Annotated in this window: 12 protein-coding genes and 1 tRNA gene; 9 read left to right on the top strand and 4 right to left on the bottom strand. The window is 61.7% G+C overall.

The window, feature by feature from the left end; translation table 11 throughout:
• The 3 genes from Q1Y33_RS09310 to Q1Y33_RS09300 all read right to left on the bottom strand — a co-directional run.
• The coding region (locus tag Q1Y33_RS09310; RefSeq protein ID WP_300799509.1) for a DEAD/DEAH box helicase at positions 1-1,249 on the bottom strand (1,249 nt) is incomplete at its 3' end.
• A gap of 19 nt (positions 1,250-1,268) precedes the next feature.
• Complete coding sequence (gene miaB, locus Q1Y33_RS09305; RefSeq protein WP_300799507.1) at positions 1,269-2,648, bottom strand: tRNA (N6-isopentenyl adenosine(37)-C2)-methylthiotransferase MiaB; 1,380 nt, start codon at positions 2,646-2,648, stop codon at positions 1,269-1,271.
• Between the two features lie 3 nt (positions 2,649-2,651).
• Positions 2,652-3,641 (bottom strand): YitT family protein, encoded by a 990-nt coding sequence (locus Q1Y33_RS09300; RefSeq protein WP_300799505.1) that lies wholly within the window; start codon positions 3,639-3,641, stop codon positions 2,652-2,654.
• A 138-nt stretch (positions 3,642-3,779) separates the two neighbouring features.
• Between Q1Y33_RS09300 and plsY the strand changes: the two genes are divergently transcribed.
• From plsY to Q1Y33_RS09275, 5 genes are all read left to right on the top strand, one after another.
• On the top strand, positions 3,780-4,478 hold the full coding sequence (gene plsY, locus Q1Y33_RS09295) for a glycerol-3-phosphate 1-O-acyltransferase PlsY (RefSeq protein WP_300799511.1): 699 nt from the start codon (positions 3,780-3,782) through the stop codon (positions 4,476-4,478).
• A 123-nt stretch (positions 4,479-4,601) separates the two neighbouring features.
• Positions 4,602-6,302: an AMP-binding protein gene (locus Q1Y33_RS09290; protein ID WP_300799503.1), complete on the top strand. Its 1,701-nt coding sequence runs from the start codon at positions 4,602-4,604 to the stop codon at positions 6,300-6,302.
• Between the two features lie 96 nt (positions 6,303-6,398).
• Complete coding sequence (locus tag Q1Y33_RS09285) at positions 6,399-7,184, top strand: DUF5694 domain-containing protein (RefSeq protein WP_300799501.1); 786 nt, start codon at positions 6,399-6,401, stop codon at positions 7,182-7,184.
• A 76-nt stretch (positions 7,185-7,260) separates the two neighbouring features.
• Positions 7,261-8,325: a histidine kinase gene (locus tag Q1Y33_RS09280; protein ID WP_300799499.1), complete on the top strand. Its 1,065-nt coding sequence runs from the start codon at positions 7,261-7,263 to the stop codon at positions 8,323-8,325.
• Entirely contained in the window at positions 8,318-9,061 is a 744-nt protein-coding gene (locus Q1Y33_RS09275) for a LytTR family DNA-binding domain-containing protein (RefSeq protein WP_300799497.1), read from the top strand. Before Q1Y33_RS09280 ends, Q1Y33_RS09275 begins: the two co-directional genes overlap by 8 nt.
• A gap of 18 nt (positions 9,062-9,079) precedes the next feature.
• Here Q1Y33_RS09275 and Q1Y33_RS09270 read toward each other — a convergent pair whose 3' ends face one another.
• On the bottom strand, positions 9,080-9,535 hold the full coding sequence (locus tag Q1Y33_RS09270) for a type I restriction enzyme HsdR N-terminal domain-containing protein (protein WP_300799496.1): 456 nt from the start codon (positions 9,533-9,535) through the stop codon (positions 9,080-9,082).
• Positions 9,536-9,584: 49 nt separating this feature from the next.
• On the opposite strand from Q1Y33_RS09270, the gene Q1Y33_RS09265 reads away from it, so the two are divergent.
• The 4 genes from Q1Y33_RS09265 (at position 9,585) to Q1Y33_RS09250 (ending at position 13,557) form a co-directional block, all read left to right on the top strand.
• Positions 9,585-10,895, top strand: a complete 1,311-nt coding sequence (locus tag Q1Y33_RS09265; protein ID WP_300799494.1) for a glycoside hydrolase family 2 TIM barrel-domain containing protein — start codon at positions 9,585-9,587, stop codon at positions 10,893-10,895.
• Between the two features lie 317 nt (positions 10,896-11,212).
• Positions 11,213-11,285, top strand: a tRNA-Lys gene (locus Q1Y33_RS09260).
• Positions 11,286-11,364: 79 nt separating this feature from the next.
• The gene (locus Q1Y33_RS09255) at positions 11,365-12,480 is read left to right on the top strand and encodes an ROK family protein (RefSeq protein WP_300799493.1); all 1,116 of its coding nucleotides are present in this window, start codon (positions 11,365-11,367) and stop codon (positions 12,478-12,480) included.
• A gap of 111 nt (positions 12,481-12,591) precedes the next feature.
• Positions 12,592-13,557, top strand: a complete 966-nt coding sequence (locus Q1Y33_RS09250; protein WP_300799492.1) for a type I phosphomannose isomerase catalytic subunit — start codon at positions 12,592-12,594, stop codon at positions 13,555-13,557.
• The last annotated feature ends 245 nt before the right edge of the window (positions 13,558-13,802 follow it).

The following is a 13,802-nucleotide window of genomic DNA, read 5'->3' as shown; positions in this document are numbered from 1 at the left end:
TGTCGCGCAGCCGGTCACGGCGTCCGCGGCCGTGTCCCCGGCCGTCACCTCCCTTGCTGCGGCCGCCGCGCCCACGGCTTCGGCCCCGGCTCTCGTCGGGTGCATATTTCGGGCCCTCGCCCACCGATGCCGGCAGCTCGGCCTTGCGGATGTCGCGCTCGATGAACTTCTCGATCCGGTGGAAGGCACCCTGCTCCTCCTCGTTGACGAAGGTCACGGCGCTGCCCGTCGCCGCGGCGCGCGCCGTGCGGCCGATGCGGTGGATGTAGTCCTCCGGATCACGCGGCACGTCGTAGTTGATGACCAGCCCGATATCCTCGATGTCGATGCCGCGGGCCACGATGTCCGTCGCCACCAGGATGTTCACCTTGTTGTTCTTGAAATCGAGCATCACCTCCTCGCGCTGCGCCTGCTCCAGGTCGGAGTGCATGGCCGCGACGTTGAGCTTCATGCGCTTGAGCGTGTGGGCCAGCTCCTTGACCTTGAGTTTCGACGACGAGAAGATGATCGTCTTCGAATCGGTCGGCTCGGCGAACAACTCGCGGATGATGCCCAGCTTCTGGCTCTCGTAGCAGACGTAGGCCGACTGGTCGATCGCCTCGTTGGGCTTCGAGATGGCGATGTTGACCTCAGCGGGGTTGCGCAGGATCGACTTGGCCAGCTCGCGGATCTTCGGCGGCAGCGTCGCCGAAAACATGATCGTCTGCCGCTCGCGCGGCATGTAGGAGATGATCTTCATGATGTCGTCCGCAAAGCCCATGTCGAGCATGCGGTCCGCCTCGTCGAGGATCAGGTACTCGACGTGCGAGAGGTCCACGCCGCTGTTCTGCAGGTGCGAAATCATGCGGCCCGGCGTGGCGATCACCACGTCGGAACCCATCAGCATGCCTTTCTTCTGGATGTCCCAGCCCTTGCCGTCGCCGCCGCCGTAGACGACCGTCGTCGAGACGGGCAGGTAGTAGGAGAAGCCCTGGAACTGCTGGTCGATCTGCTGCGCCAGCTCGCGCGTTGGCACGATGATGACCGACTTGATCACGTTGTCGTCGTTGCCCTCGAGCAACAGTTTGTTGAGCAGCGGCAGCGTGTAGGCCGCCGTCTTGCCCGTGCCGGTCTGGGCGCAGCCGATCAGGTCGCGGCCCTCCAGAATCACGGGAATCGTATGTTCCTGCACCGGGGTCATCTCCTCGAAGTGCATATCCTCAAGACCGTCGAGGATTTCATCCTCCAGGTCGAGTTCGTCAAAACGCATTTTTCAAATCCTTTCTTACTTAAAGTTCGTTCCTGTTCGTTTCCTCCGCGCCGGTCTCCTCGCCGAAGAGCGTCGCGGGCGTGCAGCCCGTGATGCGGACCCGCACATAGTCGCCGACGCGGTGCGTGCCGCGGTCGAAGACCACCACCTTGTTCTGCGACGTGCGCCCCGAGAGCTGCTTCGCGTCGCGCTTCGATTCACCCTCGACCAGCACCTCGAACTCGCGCCCCACGTCGCGCAGGTTGCTCGCATGCCCCAGCTCGTTCTGCAGCGCGATGATCTCCTGCAGGCGCCGCGACTTCACCACGTCGGGCACGTCGTCCGGCAGGTGCTTCTGCGCGAAGGTTCCCGGGCGCTCCGAATACTTGAACATGTAGGCGAAGTCGTAGCCCACCTCGCGCATAAGCGACAGCGTCTGGAGGTGCTCCTCCTCCGTCTCGCCCGAGAAGCCGGCGATAAGGTCCGTCGTGATGGCGCAGTCGGGCATCAGGCGGCGGATCGCCGCCACGCGGCCGAGGTACCACTCGCGCGTGTATTTGCGGTTCATGCGCTCGAGCATCGACGTCGCGCCCGACTGTGCCGGCAGGTGGATCGCCCGGCAGATATTGGGCATCGAGGCCATGACCTCGAGCAGGCGGTCGCTCATGTCCTTGGGGTGCGACGTGGCGAAGCGCACGCGCAGCAGCGGCGAGATCGACGCCACGCGCCGCAGCAGCTCCGGAAAGTCGACCTCCCCGGCGCGGTACGAGTTGACGTTCTGCCCGAGGAGCGTCACCTCGCGGTAGCCGTTGTCGAAGAGCGTGCGGGCCTCGTCGACGATCGTCTGCGGGTCGCGGCTCCGCTCGCGGCCCCGCGTGTAGGGCACGACGCAGTAAGAGCAGAAGTTGTTGCAGCCGCGCATGATCGCCACGAAGGCGCTCACGCCGTTGCGGTCGAGACGCACGGGCGCGATCTCGGCATAGGTCTCCTCGGTCGAGAGCAGGACGTTGACCCCCTTGCCGCCCGCCTCGGCCTCGCGCACCAGATGCGGCAGGTCGCGGTAGGCGTCCGGCCCGGCGACGACATCCACGCCCGTCGGGCCGTCGAGCAGCCGCTCCTTCAACCGCTCGGCCATGCAGCCGATGATGCCGACAACAAGCCCCGGTTTTGCCCGGCGGTAGCGTTTCATCTCGGCCAGCCGGCCCCAGATGCGCTGCTCGGCGTTGTCGCGGATCGAGCAGGTGTTGATCAGAATGACATCCGCCTCGTCGAGGCGCTCCGTGTAGACGTATCCCTCGCGCTGCATGATCGAGACGACGATCTCCGTGTCGCCGACGTTCATCTGGCAGCCGTAGGTTTCTATGAAGAGTTTGCGGCCCGCGCCCTGCAGCGGGCGCAGCGTGTTCGTTTGCAGATTCATCGTTTATTCAGCCTGTATCTCGTTCTTGTCGGGGAACTGCTTGAAGCCCTCCCCGAAGGTTTCGTAGGCATCCGTCACCACGACGAAGGCCCGCGGGTCGATCTCGCGGATCTTGTGCTGCACCTGGCGCACCTCCTTGCGGCTCACCACCAGGAAAATCATGTCGCGTGCAGCGTCCGTGTACATGCCCCGCGACTTGATGTAGGTGGCGCTGCGGTCCAGGTCCTCGATGATGAAGCGCTTGAGCTCGGCATGGTTGTCGCTGATGATGAAGAGCAGCTTGTCATACGACGCACCGTCGAGCAGGTAGGCCACCACGCGCGAGGTCGTGTAGATCGTGATGAGCGAGTAGAGCGTCAGCATCCAGCCGTTCGAGGCCGCCTCGCCCGTACCCAGACCGAAGCCGATGACGGCCAGTCCCGACAGGACGACGAAACCGTCGGCCAGGAAGATGCCCGTCGAGAACTTGATGCCCGCGAACTTCTGCAGCAGCATCGCCACGATGTCCGTACCGCCCGTCGTGGCCTGCTGGCGCACGACGATGCCCTGACCGACGCCGATGACCACGGCGCCGATGACGCACGTGAGCAGCAGGTCGTTCGACAGATCGAGCCGGCCGCCCAGCAGCAGCGCGGGATCGAGCGACTCGACCGCCGCGGCGTCGGGATAGACCATCCGCGTGAGGATGTTCATGAAGCCCGGCGTGTAGAGCGCCGCCAGCACGGTGCGCGTGCCGAACTGCCCGCCGAAGACGAGCATCGCGATAATCATTAGCGGCACGTCGAACATGTATCCGAAGGTTCCGACCTGAATCGACGGGAAGATGTTGTGCAGCACGATACCCATGCCGTAAACGCCGCCGGGGACAAAATTGTAGGGATTGACGAAGAGCACGAATCCCGATCCCATGATCGAGCAACCCAGAAAAATCAGAAACCACGAACGCCACCACGCCCATGAACCCATCGGTTCGAGCAACGCCTTTGTATTCATACGGTATAATTTTACGCAAAGATAGCGGAATTCCGCGAAAACAAAATGTCCGGAACGCGGATTTTTCATCCTGAAGTTCCGAATCTGAAAATTTTTGTTATATTTGCATTACAATTACAATTCCTTACCGCACCGATGATGATTCTCACATACTACACCGCCACGACCATGATCCTCATAGCCTATCTGCTGGGCTCGATTCCGAGCGCCGTGTGGATCGGCAAGAAATACTACGGCATCGACATCCGCGAACACGGCTCGAAAAACGCCGGCACGACCAACATGCTGCGCGTGCTGGGCAAGCGCGCCGCGCTGCCCGTCTTCGCGCTGGATTTCCTCAAGGGATTCGTGGCCGTGACGCTCATCGAACTGCTCAAGTACGACGACAACATCAGCGACATGTGGCTCATCAACATCAAGATCATCGCCGTCTTCGCCGCCGTGCTGGGGCACATCTTCCCGATCTTCGCGGGATTCCGCGGCGGCAAGGGCGTGGCGACGCTCGTGGGCGCCGTGACGGGCATCTACCCGCCCGTGGCGCTGCTCTGCTTCGGCGTATGGCTCGTCGTACTGATGATCTCGCACTACGTCTCGCTCTCGTCGATGACCGCGGGATGCTGCTTCCCCGTCTTCACGCTCGTCTCCCCGAAGGTCAACGAATCGATCCCCTTCGTGGTCTTCTCGTTCGTCATCGCCATCCTGCTCATCTGGACCCACCGCAAGAACATCGAGCGGCTGAAGGCCGGCACCGAGTCGAAAATCTACATCTGGAAACCGCGCCGCGTCAACCCCGGACCCCGCGCCGACGCCAACGACCGGAATCCGTCCGAAAAGTAAGCCGACAAGACTTTCAGAACGAATTTCCCGGAAAAAGAGGATAAAAAATCCGCAGAAAAATTCCGGGATCGTTTTTTTCCGTATCTTTGTTCCGCCAATAACGAATCTTCCTTATTTCCGATTATGTTACAGGAAAACCTGATAAAGATCTACGAAAACAGCTTTCGGGAGAATCGCGAGATGTCGGCCCTGACCGACTACTTCAAGAACGAGACCTTCTCGTATTACGAAATGGCCAAGGAGATCGCCAAACTCCACCTGGTCTTCAAGAAGGCCGGCATCAAGCGCGGCGACAAGATCGCCCTGATCGGGCGCAACAACCCCCGCTGGTGCATCACCTACATCGGCACGATCACCTACGGTGCGGTCATCGTGCCGATCCTGCAGGACTTCACCCCGGCCGACGTCATCCACATCATCAACCACTCGGAGAGCCGCCTGCTCTTCCTGGGCGACAACTTCTGGGACGTCATCGAGGAGGACCAGATCAAACAGATCGAGGCGGTCTTCTCGCTGACGGACTTCCACGTGATCTACGAGCGCGACGGCAAGTCGCTGACCAAGTTCCAGCGCGACATCCTGAAGAACTACCGCAGCAAATACCCGCGCGGCTTCAGCATCAACGACATCAAATACCCCGAAATACCCAACGACCAGGTCATCCTGCTCAACTACACGTCGGGGACGACCGGCTATTCGAAGGGCGTGATGCTCACGGTCAACAACCTCACGGGCAACGTCCTGTTCGCCATGTCGGCCGTCAACACGCAGACCGGCAACCACTACTTCCAGCAGGGCGGGCGCACGCTCTCGTTCCTGCCGCTGGCCCACGCCTACGGCTGCGCCTTCGACTTCCTCGCGCCGCTGGCCGTCGGCGGGCACATCACCCTGCTGGGCCGCATTCCCTCGCCGAAAATCCTCCTCGAGGCGATGGCCGTCGTCAAGCCCACGGTGATCTGCTGCGTGCCGATGATCCTCGAAAAGGTCTACCGCAAGCAGGTGCTGCCGATGCTCGAGAAAGGTCCCATGTCGATCGCCATGAAGATTCCGCTCCTCAACTCGGCCATCTACTCGGTCATCCGCAAGAAGCTCATGGACGCCTTCGGCGGCAACGTCTCGATCTTCATCGTCGGCGGCGCCCCGATGAACCAGGAGACCGAATCGTTCCTCATGAAGATCCGCTTCCCGATCACGATCGGCTACGGCATGACCGAGTGCGCCCCGCTCATCAGCTTCACGCCCGACAACGAATTCAAGGCCGGCTCGTGCGGCCGCTACCTGAAGGAGCTGCTCGAGGTGAAGATCGACTCGGCGGACCCGGAGCACACGGCCGGCGAGATTCTCGTGCGCGGCGAGCACGTCATGAAGGGATACTACAAGAACGACAAGGACACGCAGAAGGTGCTCGATGCGGAGGGCTGGCTCCACACGGGCGACATGGGCACGATGGACCCCGACGGCACGCTCTACATCCGCGGCCGGTCGAAGACGATGATCCTCTCGGGCAACGGACAGAACATCTACCCCGAAGAGATCGAGGACAAGCTCAACAACATGTACCTCGTGCTCGAATCGCTGGTGATCGACGTCGGCGAAGGACGACTGCGCGCAATGGTGGTGCCCGACTACGAGCAGGCCGAAGCCGAAGGGGTCGACAAGAACGACCTGCCCGAAATCATGCAGAACAACCTCAAGGAGCTCAATGCCCAGCTTGCGGCCTACGAACGGGTGGCCGAGGTCGTCCTCTACCCCACGGAGTTCGAGAAGACGCCGAAGCGAAGCATCAAGCGTTACCTCTACAGCCCGTCGCTGCTGAACAAGTAAACGTCGCAGGCATCGGGAAGAGTTGCAAGATCAAGACGGCCTATTGTTTGTGGGCCGTCTTGATTAATCATGAACAACCGCATACAAAGGAAAAACATGAAAAAAGGGTTGATACTTTGCCTGCTTCTGCTTTGCGGCCTCTGCCGGGCAGAAGGACAAACCGAGCTCTGCCTGGTAGGGACAAAACATGAACCCTGCGCGTACTTCAACAGCGACAGCGTCCATGTCATCCTGTCGCGGGTACGGCCCGACGTGGTGCTGATGGAACTGGACTCCTCCTTTTTCGACAAAAAATTCCGCTTCGACCTGGAGCGGTATCCCGACCTGCTGTCGACGAACGAAACCATCGCGGCGCACCGCTATCAGCAGGAACGGGGCGTGGATTTGCGCCCTTTCGAGATTACGGGCCGGAACGAATGGTATCGCGCGCACCGCTACTTTGAACGGCAGGACAGCATGTGGCGCGACGCGCTGGCCCTGTATCGGGCGGACAAGCTGAGCCGGAAGGACCGGGAGGACATGGAGTTGATCCTCCAGGTGATGAACTACAACGACATGCAATTCGCTTCCCCCCGGGACATGAACTCCAGCATGACAATGGGATACCTGACGCTCCGCGAGTACATACTTTACCAGAAGTTGGTCTCCATCGTGGAGAGCGAGCCGAAGCTCGGCCGCTGGCGGGACTTTGTCCGGATATGGTCCTCCCGCTGGTACGAGCGCAACGGGGTGATGGCGGCCAATATCCGGCGGATGGCCGAAGCCTGTCCCGGCAAACGGCTGCTTGTACTGGTCGGACTGGAGCACAAACCCGGACTGCTGAAACTGCTGAAAGCGTGCGACGGAATCGTATTGAAAGAGTATTGGGAGTTCCAGGAGTAAGGCTGCGACCGGACAAAAGGAAATATCAGCCGAAGTCGGGAGCGTTTTCCATGGATTTTTCCGTATCTTTGCCCGCATGAAGATCTTGCGCAAACAGGCCATCGGCGAAAACCTGCTCTACCTCATGGTATGGGCGGCCATCATCCTCGTCCCGGTACTCAACTCGCAGATGATGTCCGAGCTGCACATCAACCTCGAGAACGTGCTCATCGCCTGGCGGCAGATCGCCCCCTACCTCGTCATCTTCATCATCCACAACTACCTGCTGGCGCCGCGGCTGATGCTCCGCCGCCGGTACAAGACCTACCTTGCCTGCGACATCGCGCTCATCATCCTCGTCTTCTGGCTCGTCAACCTCTATGAGGAACACCTCGCCGTGCACCTTGCGCTGCACGACGACCCGGCCTCGGCGGACGCCTACCGCAGGGCGTCGTTCTCGAACCTGGAGATCTACTGGAACGTCGTGCTCGGATTCTTCATGACGGGCGCCAACACGGGCATCAAGCTCATCTACCAGTCGATGCGCGACGAGCAGAAGATGGAGGAGCTCAAGCGGCAGAACCTCCAGGCCGAGATGGATTATCTGAAGTACCAGATCAATCCGCACTTCTTCATGAACACGCTCAACAACATCCACGCGCTGATCGACATCGACGCGGAATATGCGAAGAGTGCGGTCATCGAACTCTCGAAGATGATGCGCTACGTGCTCTACGACTCGGGGCGCGAGCTCATCTCGCTCAACAAGGACATCCAGTTCCTGCAGAACTACATCGAGCTGATGCGCATCCGCTATACCGACACGGTGGACATCCGCGTGGAGTATCCGCACGACCTGCCCGAGCAGGTCACGATCCCGCCGCTGCTGCTGATCGTCTTCGTGGAAAACGCCTTCAAGCACGGCATCAGCTACAACCACCCGTCGTTCATCCACATGAAGATCGCCTGCGCCGACGGGCGGGTCAGCTGCACGATCGCCAACAGCCGCCACACGCACGGCGGACATACGGCCGGCATCGGACTGGAGAACGTCCGCAAGCGTCTCGCGCTCATCTACGGCGACGAGAACTACTCGCTCGACATCCGCGAAGAGGAGGAGACCTATACCGTAAACCTGATAATCCCGACGCTCCATGCTTAAATGTATCGCCATCGACGACGAACCGCTCGCGCTGCAGAAGCTGAAGATCTACATCTCGAAGATTCCCTATCTGGAGCTGGCCGCCACGTGCCACAACGCCTTCGAGGCACAGGCTTTTCTCGCCAAACAGCAGGTGGACCTGATCTTTCTGGACATCAACATGCCGGACCTGAACGGCGTGGATTTCGTGCGCACGCTGCGCGAAAAGCCGATGATTATCTTCACCACGGCCTACTCGGAATACGCCGTCGAGGGGTTTCGGCTCGACGCCATCGACTACCTGCTCAAGCCGTTCAGCTTCACGGATTTCAGCCGCTCGGCGGCGAAGGCGCAGTCGCTCTACGAACTGCATCACCGGTCGCGCCCGGCCAACCCCGACGAGGAGACCGAGGCGCTGCCCAAGGACTGCGAATACATCTCGGTGAAGGCCGACTACAAGGTTTCGCTCGTGCGCATCGCCGACATCGTCTACCTCGAGAGCGAAGGCGAATACGTCCGCATGCATCTGGCCGACGGCACGACGATCACGACCCTTTTCCGGCTGAAGAACATGGAAGCGGCGCTGCCGGCCGACACCTTCATGCGCGTGCACCGCTCCTACATCGTCAACCTGCGCTGCATCAAGTCCTACGTCAAGGGGCGCATCTTCCTCGGGGAGACGGAGTACGTTCCCATCGGCGAAAACTACAAGGAGGCATTCCAGCACTACATCGAACGCACGTACCGGAATCTGTGAACGGGGCCGGGCCGCAGGCTACCGCCCGGCGGAGAGGTCGGGAAACCCGGCCAGCTGCACATAGCGGCCGTCGCGGCACTCGCAGCAGTAGTGCACGCGGCCGTTCGTCAGTACGACATAGCGCGCGCCGAGCACCGAATTGTAACGCACGACCTGTGCGAGGACCCGTGCGTCGACCGGCACGTCGGGGGCCTTGCACTCGGCGACGAGCAGCGGCCGGGCACAGCCGTCCACGACCACGACATCGGCGCGCTGCGGCTGTCCGTTGACCGTCACGGCACACTCGGCGACGATCCTCCCGGGCTGCACGCCGCAGTGCGACACGAGGAAGGAGACAAGATGCTGCCGCACCCACTCCTCGGGCGTCAGCACGAGGTACTGGCCCCGCAGCGCATCCCACACCTCGACGTTGTCGCCGCACTGCCGGGCGCGCAGCCGAATGGCAGGAAAATTGAGTTTGGGGTATCGGTGCATTGTCGTATCAAAAAAATTCGTATCTTTAGCCGGTAAATATACGAAACTTATGCGGACTCTACTTGCAATCATAGCGTTTTTTTCCTGCAGCGGCCTCGCCGCCCAACCCTTCACCCCGTCGGAAGGGCGCGAACTGCCGCGCTGCGAGGTGATCGCCTACCCCACGGCCGAAGAGGCCGCGGCGGCCGACGGCGGCAACAACCGCTACTTCACGCGCATCACCGAATGGGCGCGCCAGAGCGACACGCTCTCGGCCCCGTTCACCGTTCCGTTCGTCTGGGCGAACCGGCAGGTGCTCTTCCACGTGGGTTCGGCCTCGGCGCCCTACGAGCTGCTCGTCAACGGGAAGCGCGTGGCACGCAACGCCGACGGCAACACCCCCGCGGAGTTCAACCTCACGCGGCACGTACAGGAAGGGCGCAACCGAATCGACCTGGTACTCTCCGAGCCGTCCGACATGGCCCCGCTCGAGAGCTGGAAAGAGCCCTCGGGTCCCGTCGTGACGGAGACCTGGGTCATGAGCCAGCCCACGATGCGCGTGCGCGACGTCCTCACGAAGTGCTGGCCGAGCAACGACGGCGACGGCACGGCCACGGCCGAGGTGGGAATCGTCGTGAAGAGCAGCGCGCTCAATCCGCGCACGTCGCGCATCTACTACGACCTGCTGACCCCGACGGGCGAGACCGCCGCAACGGGGCACAAGGAGCTGACGCTCGACATGCGCCGCGAGGATACGCTGCGCTTCCTGGCCCGCATCCCGGCCAACCTGCTCTGGAGCGCCGAGCTGCCCACGCTCTACACGCTGCGGCTGAAGACGCAGCACGAAGGGCGCAACAGGGAGTATCTGGAGCTGCCGATCGGCTTCCGCTACCTCGCGACCGACGACGAGGGACGCATGTCGGTCAACGGGGAGCCGGTGCGGCTGCACGTCTACGAGATCAATCCGCAGATCGTCAGCGCCAACCTGCTGGCCCGCCTGCGCGAGCTGGGGTTCAACACGCTGAAGTTCATGCCGGGGCATGTAAGGCCCGAACTGCTGGAGATGTGCGACATCCAGGGGGTCTACGTCATCGCCCAGGCACCGATCGACACGAGCAAGAGCGGTGCCTCGCGCCGCAAGGAGGGCAACCCGTCGAACGACCCGGCCTGGCTGGAGGCTTTCATCGAGCGCACGGAGGACGGCTACCACACCGCCAAGCGCCATCCCTCGGTAATCGCCTTCTCGCTGGCCAGCATGTCGTCGAACGGCATCAACCTCTACGAGAGCTACCTGAACCTGAAGCGCTACGGCGACCAGCGGCCGATCATCTACCCCGATGCCGCGGGCGAGTGGAACGACGATCCGCTGTTCATGGACTGATCCCGGACTGATCCCGACCGCCGGAGCGAACAACAACCCGGGCCGGAGCGAGCGGCTGCCCAGGCAGGATCGGCCGACAGTCCAGGCCGGAGCGGGCGACAGCCCAAGCCGGAGCGAGCAACAACCCGGGCAGGAGCGGGCGGGCGACAAGAACCGCCCCATATAAATAATTAGGAAAGGGACGGAGCGGCCCCGGATTTCGGCCCGGAGAGGGCTTGTCGGAGCAAAAAAAGCGTTTTTTTTGAAATTTTTTCCCGATTTTATTTGGAGATATAAAAATTATAGCTACCTTTGCACTCGCAATCACAAAGATTGATGCCTCTCTAGCTCAGTTGGTAGAGCACGACACTCTTAATGTTGGGGTCCAGGGTTCGAGCCCCTGGGGGGGTACTCGAAGAGAGCAAGCAAAACTTGCTCTCTTTTTTTGTATATTTGCATCAAAGCTGTACGAACCTAAAAAACCTGCCCTATGTACGATTACGACAACCGAGTGGTTATCACGCTCGACGCCGGTGGCACGAACCTCGTATTCGGTGCCATGCAGGCCAATAAATTCATCGTCGAACCCCTCACGCTGCCGTCCAATGCCGGCAATCTGGACAAATGCCTCGCCACGATGGTCGAGGGATTCCAGCAGATCATCGCCCGCCTGCCCGAGAAACCCGTGGCCATCAGCTTCGCCTTCCCCGGTCCGGCCGACTACCCCAACGGCATCATCGGCGGCTACCTGCCCAATTTCCCGTCGTTCCGCGACGGCGTGGCCCTGGGTCCCTTCCTCGAGGCGAAATTCGGCATTCCGGTCTACATCAACAACGACGGCGACCTTTTCGCCTTCGGTGAGGCGCTCGGCGGGGCCCTGCCCGACGTCAACGCCCGTCTCGAGGCACTGGGCAGCACGAAACGTTACAAGAACCTCGTAGGCTACACCTTCGGCACGGGATTCGGCATCGGTGTCGTCGTCGACAACCGGCTCAACCGCGGCGACAACTCCTGCGTCGAGACCTTCTGCCTGCGCCACAAGAAGATGCCCGACATCATCGTCGAGGACGGCGTGGCCGTGCGTGCCATCAAGCGGGTCTACGGCGAACTGTCGGGCAACCCCGACCACGGATTCGAGCCCAAGGAGATCTGCGAAATCGCCGACGGCAAGCGCGAAGGCAACGTCGAGGCGGCCAAGCAGGCCTTTGCCGAACTGGGCGAAATCGCGGGCGACGCCATGGCTACGGCCGTGACGCTGATCGACGGTCTGATCGTCATCGGCGGCGGCATCACCGCAGCCGGCCGCTACATCATGCCGAGCCTGCTCAAGGAGCTGCGCGCAAAGATTCACCAGCTGAACGGCAACGAACTCAACCGGGTCCAGATGAAGGTCTACGACTTGGACAACGAGGAGGAGTTCGCCGCCTTCGCCAAGGGCGACATGCGCACGCTGAAGGTCTATGGCACGGACCGCTACGTGGCCTACGACCCGCAGAAGCGCATCGGCGTCATGCTCTCGAAGCTCGGGGCCAGCAAGGCCATCTCGGTCGGCGCCTACGCCTTTGCGTTGAGCCAGCTGGACCTGGTCTCCGGCAAGGAGCAGTAAACGCGGCAAAACGCCCCGAAACGCCCGGAAAAGGCACTTGACGGAAGACCCGACGGGTGCAGACGGACGATGAAGCGACAAACGGAAGATTCAAAACGTAACAGACAAGTCATGTACAAGTTCAAACCCATTCTGAAGACCATCATCTGGGGCGGCGAGAAGATCGTGCCCTACAAGCAAATCGACACCGACCAGCACTCCGTCGGGGAGAGCTGGGAGCTTTCGGGCGTCAAGGGCGACGAGTCGGTCGTGGCCGAAGGGCCCGATGCCGGCATGACGCTGCCCGCGCTGATCGCACGCGACGGCGCGAAACTGCTGGGTAAAAAGAACTTCGAGCGCTTCGGCGAGGAGTTCCCGCTGCTCATCAAGTTCATCGACGCACGGCAGGACCTCTCGATCCAGGTGCACCCGAACGACGAACTGGCGTGGGAGCGCCACCAGTCGAAGGGCAAGACCGAGATGTGGTACGTCGTGGCGACGGACGAGGGGGCGCACCTCCGTTCGGGCTTCTCGAAGCAGGTGACGCCCGAGCAGTACGAAGCCAGCGTGGCGGACAACACCATCACGGACATCCTGGCCGACTACCGCATCACCCCGGGCGACGTCTTCTTCCTGCCGGCGGGCCGCGTGCACGCCATCGGCGCCGGATCGTTCATCGCCGAAATCCAGCAGACGTCGAACATCACCTACCGCATCTACGACTACGGCCGTGTGGGTGCCGACGGCAAGCCCCGCGAGCTGCACACCGAGCTGGCGAAGGGCGCCATCGACTACACGGTGCTACCCGACTACCGCACGCACTACGAAACGGCGCAGGACTGCCCCGTGGAGCTCGTTTCGTGCCCCTATTTCACCACGACGCTCTTCGATCTGACGAAGGAGTACACGCTCGACTGGGCGGCGAAGGATTCGTTCCTCGTGGTAATCTGCATCGAGGGTCGCGGCACGCTCACGGACAGCGAGGGCAACACCGTTCCGGTACACCAGGGCGAGACGGTGCTCGTGCCCGCCACGGTCAAGTCGGTGCGCTTCACGCCCGAGGAGGGCATGAAGGTGCTGACCAGCTGGATCGGTTGATTCTGCCGCGGACCGTGTGCAGGAGCGGGTCTCCGGTCGGCACGGATCGCAACAGGATCGGAAACAAGACGGAAAGGCTGTCCGGAATACCGGACAGCCTTTCGCATGAAAACTGGGCGCAAACGCTCGGCATGCACACCATCCCGGCCTGTGCCCCACGCGCCACAACCGGCCCGTCTCGCTCTGCCGCATGCCCGTTCGTCGCCCGACCGGCGCATCATACGACCGGCACATCACCCGGCCGT

This window comes from uncultured Alistipes sp. (assembly GCF_949296715.1).
Taxonomy (GTDB): domain Bacteria; phylum Bacteroidota; class Bacteroidia; order Bacteroidales; family Rikenellaceae; genus Alistipes.
This window is presented reverse-complemented; position numbering and strand designations above follow the sequence as displayed.

Excerpts from the sequence above, each read along its gene's own strand:
- Q1Y33_RS09255 (WP_300799493.1), top strand. The coding sequence starts at position 11,365 with ATGTACGATTACGACAACCGAGTGGTTATCACGCTCGACGCCGGTGGC.
- Q1Y33_RS09285 (WP_300799501.1), top strand. The coding sequence starts at position 6,399 with ATGAAAAAAGGGTTGATACTTTGCCTGCTTCTGCTTTGCGGCCTCTGC.
- Q1Y33_RS09275 (WP_300799497.1), top strand. The coding sequence starts at position 8,318 with ATGCTTAAATGTATCGCCATCGACGACGAACCGCTCGCGCTGCAGAAG.
- miaB (WP_300799507.1), bottom strand. The coding sequence starts at position 2,648 with ATGAATCTGCAAACGAACACGCTGCGCCCGCTGCAGGGCGCGGGCCGC.
- Q1Y33_RS09270 (WP_300799496.1), bottom strand. The coding sequence starts at position 9,535 with ATGCACCGATACCCCAAACTCAATTTTCCTGCCATTCGGCTGCGCGCC.
- Q1Y33_RS09250 (WP_300799492.1), top strand. The coding sequence starts at position 12,592 with ATGTACAAGTTCAAACCCATTCTGAAGACCATCATCTGGGGCGGCGAG.
- Q1Y33_RS09300 (WP_300799505.1), bottom strand. The coding sequence starts at position 3,641 with ATGAATACAAAGGCGTTGCTCGAACCGATGGGTTCATGGGCGTGGTGG.
- Q1Y33_RS09265 (WP_300799494.1), top strand. The coding sequence starts at position 9,585 with ATGCGGACTCTACTTGCAATCATAGCGTTTTTTTCCTGCAGCGGCCTC.
- Q1Y33_RS09280 (WP_300799499.1), top strand. The coding sequence starts at position 7,261 with ATGAAGATCTTGCGCAAACAGGCCATCGGCGAAAACCTGCTCTACCTC.
- plsY (WP_300799511.1), top strand. The coding sequence starts at position 3,780 with ATGATTCTCACATACTACACCGCCACGACCATGATCCTCATAGCCTAT.
- Q1Y33_RS09290 (WP_300799503.1), top strand. The coding sequence starts at position 4,602 with ATGTTACAGGAAAACCTGATAAAGATCTACGAAAACAGCTTTCGGGAG.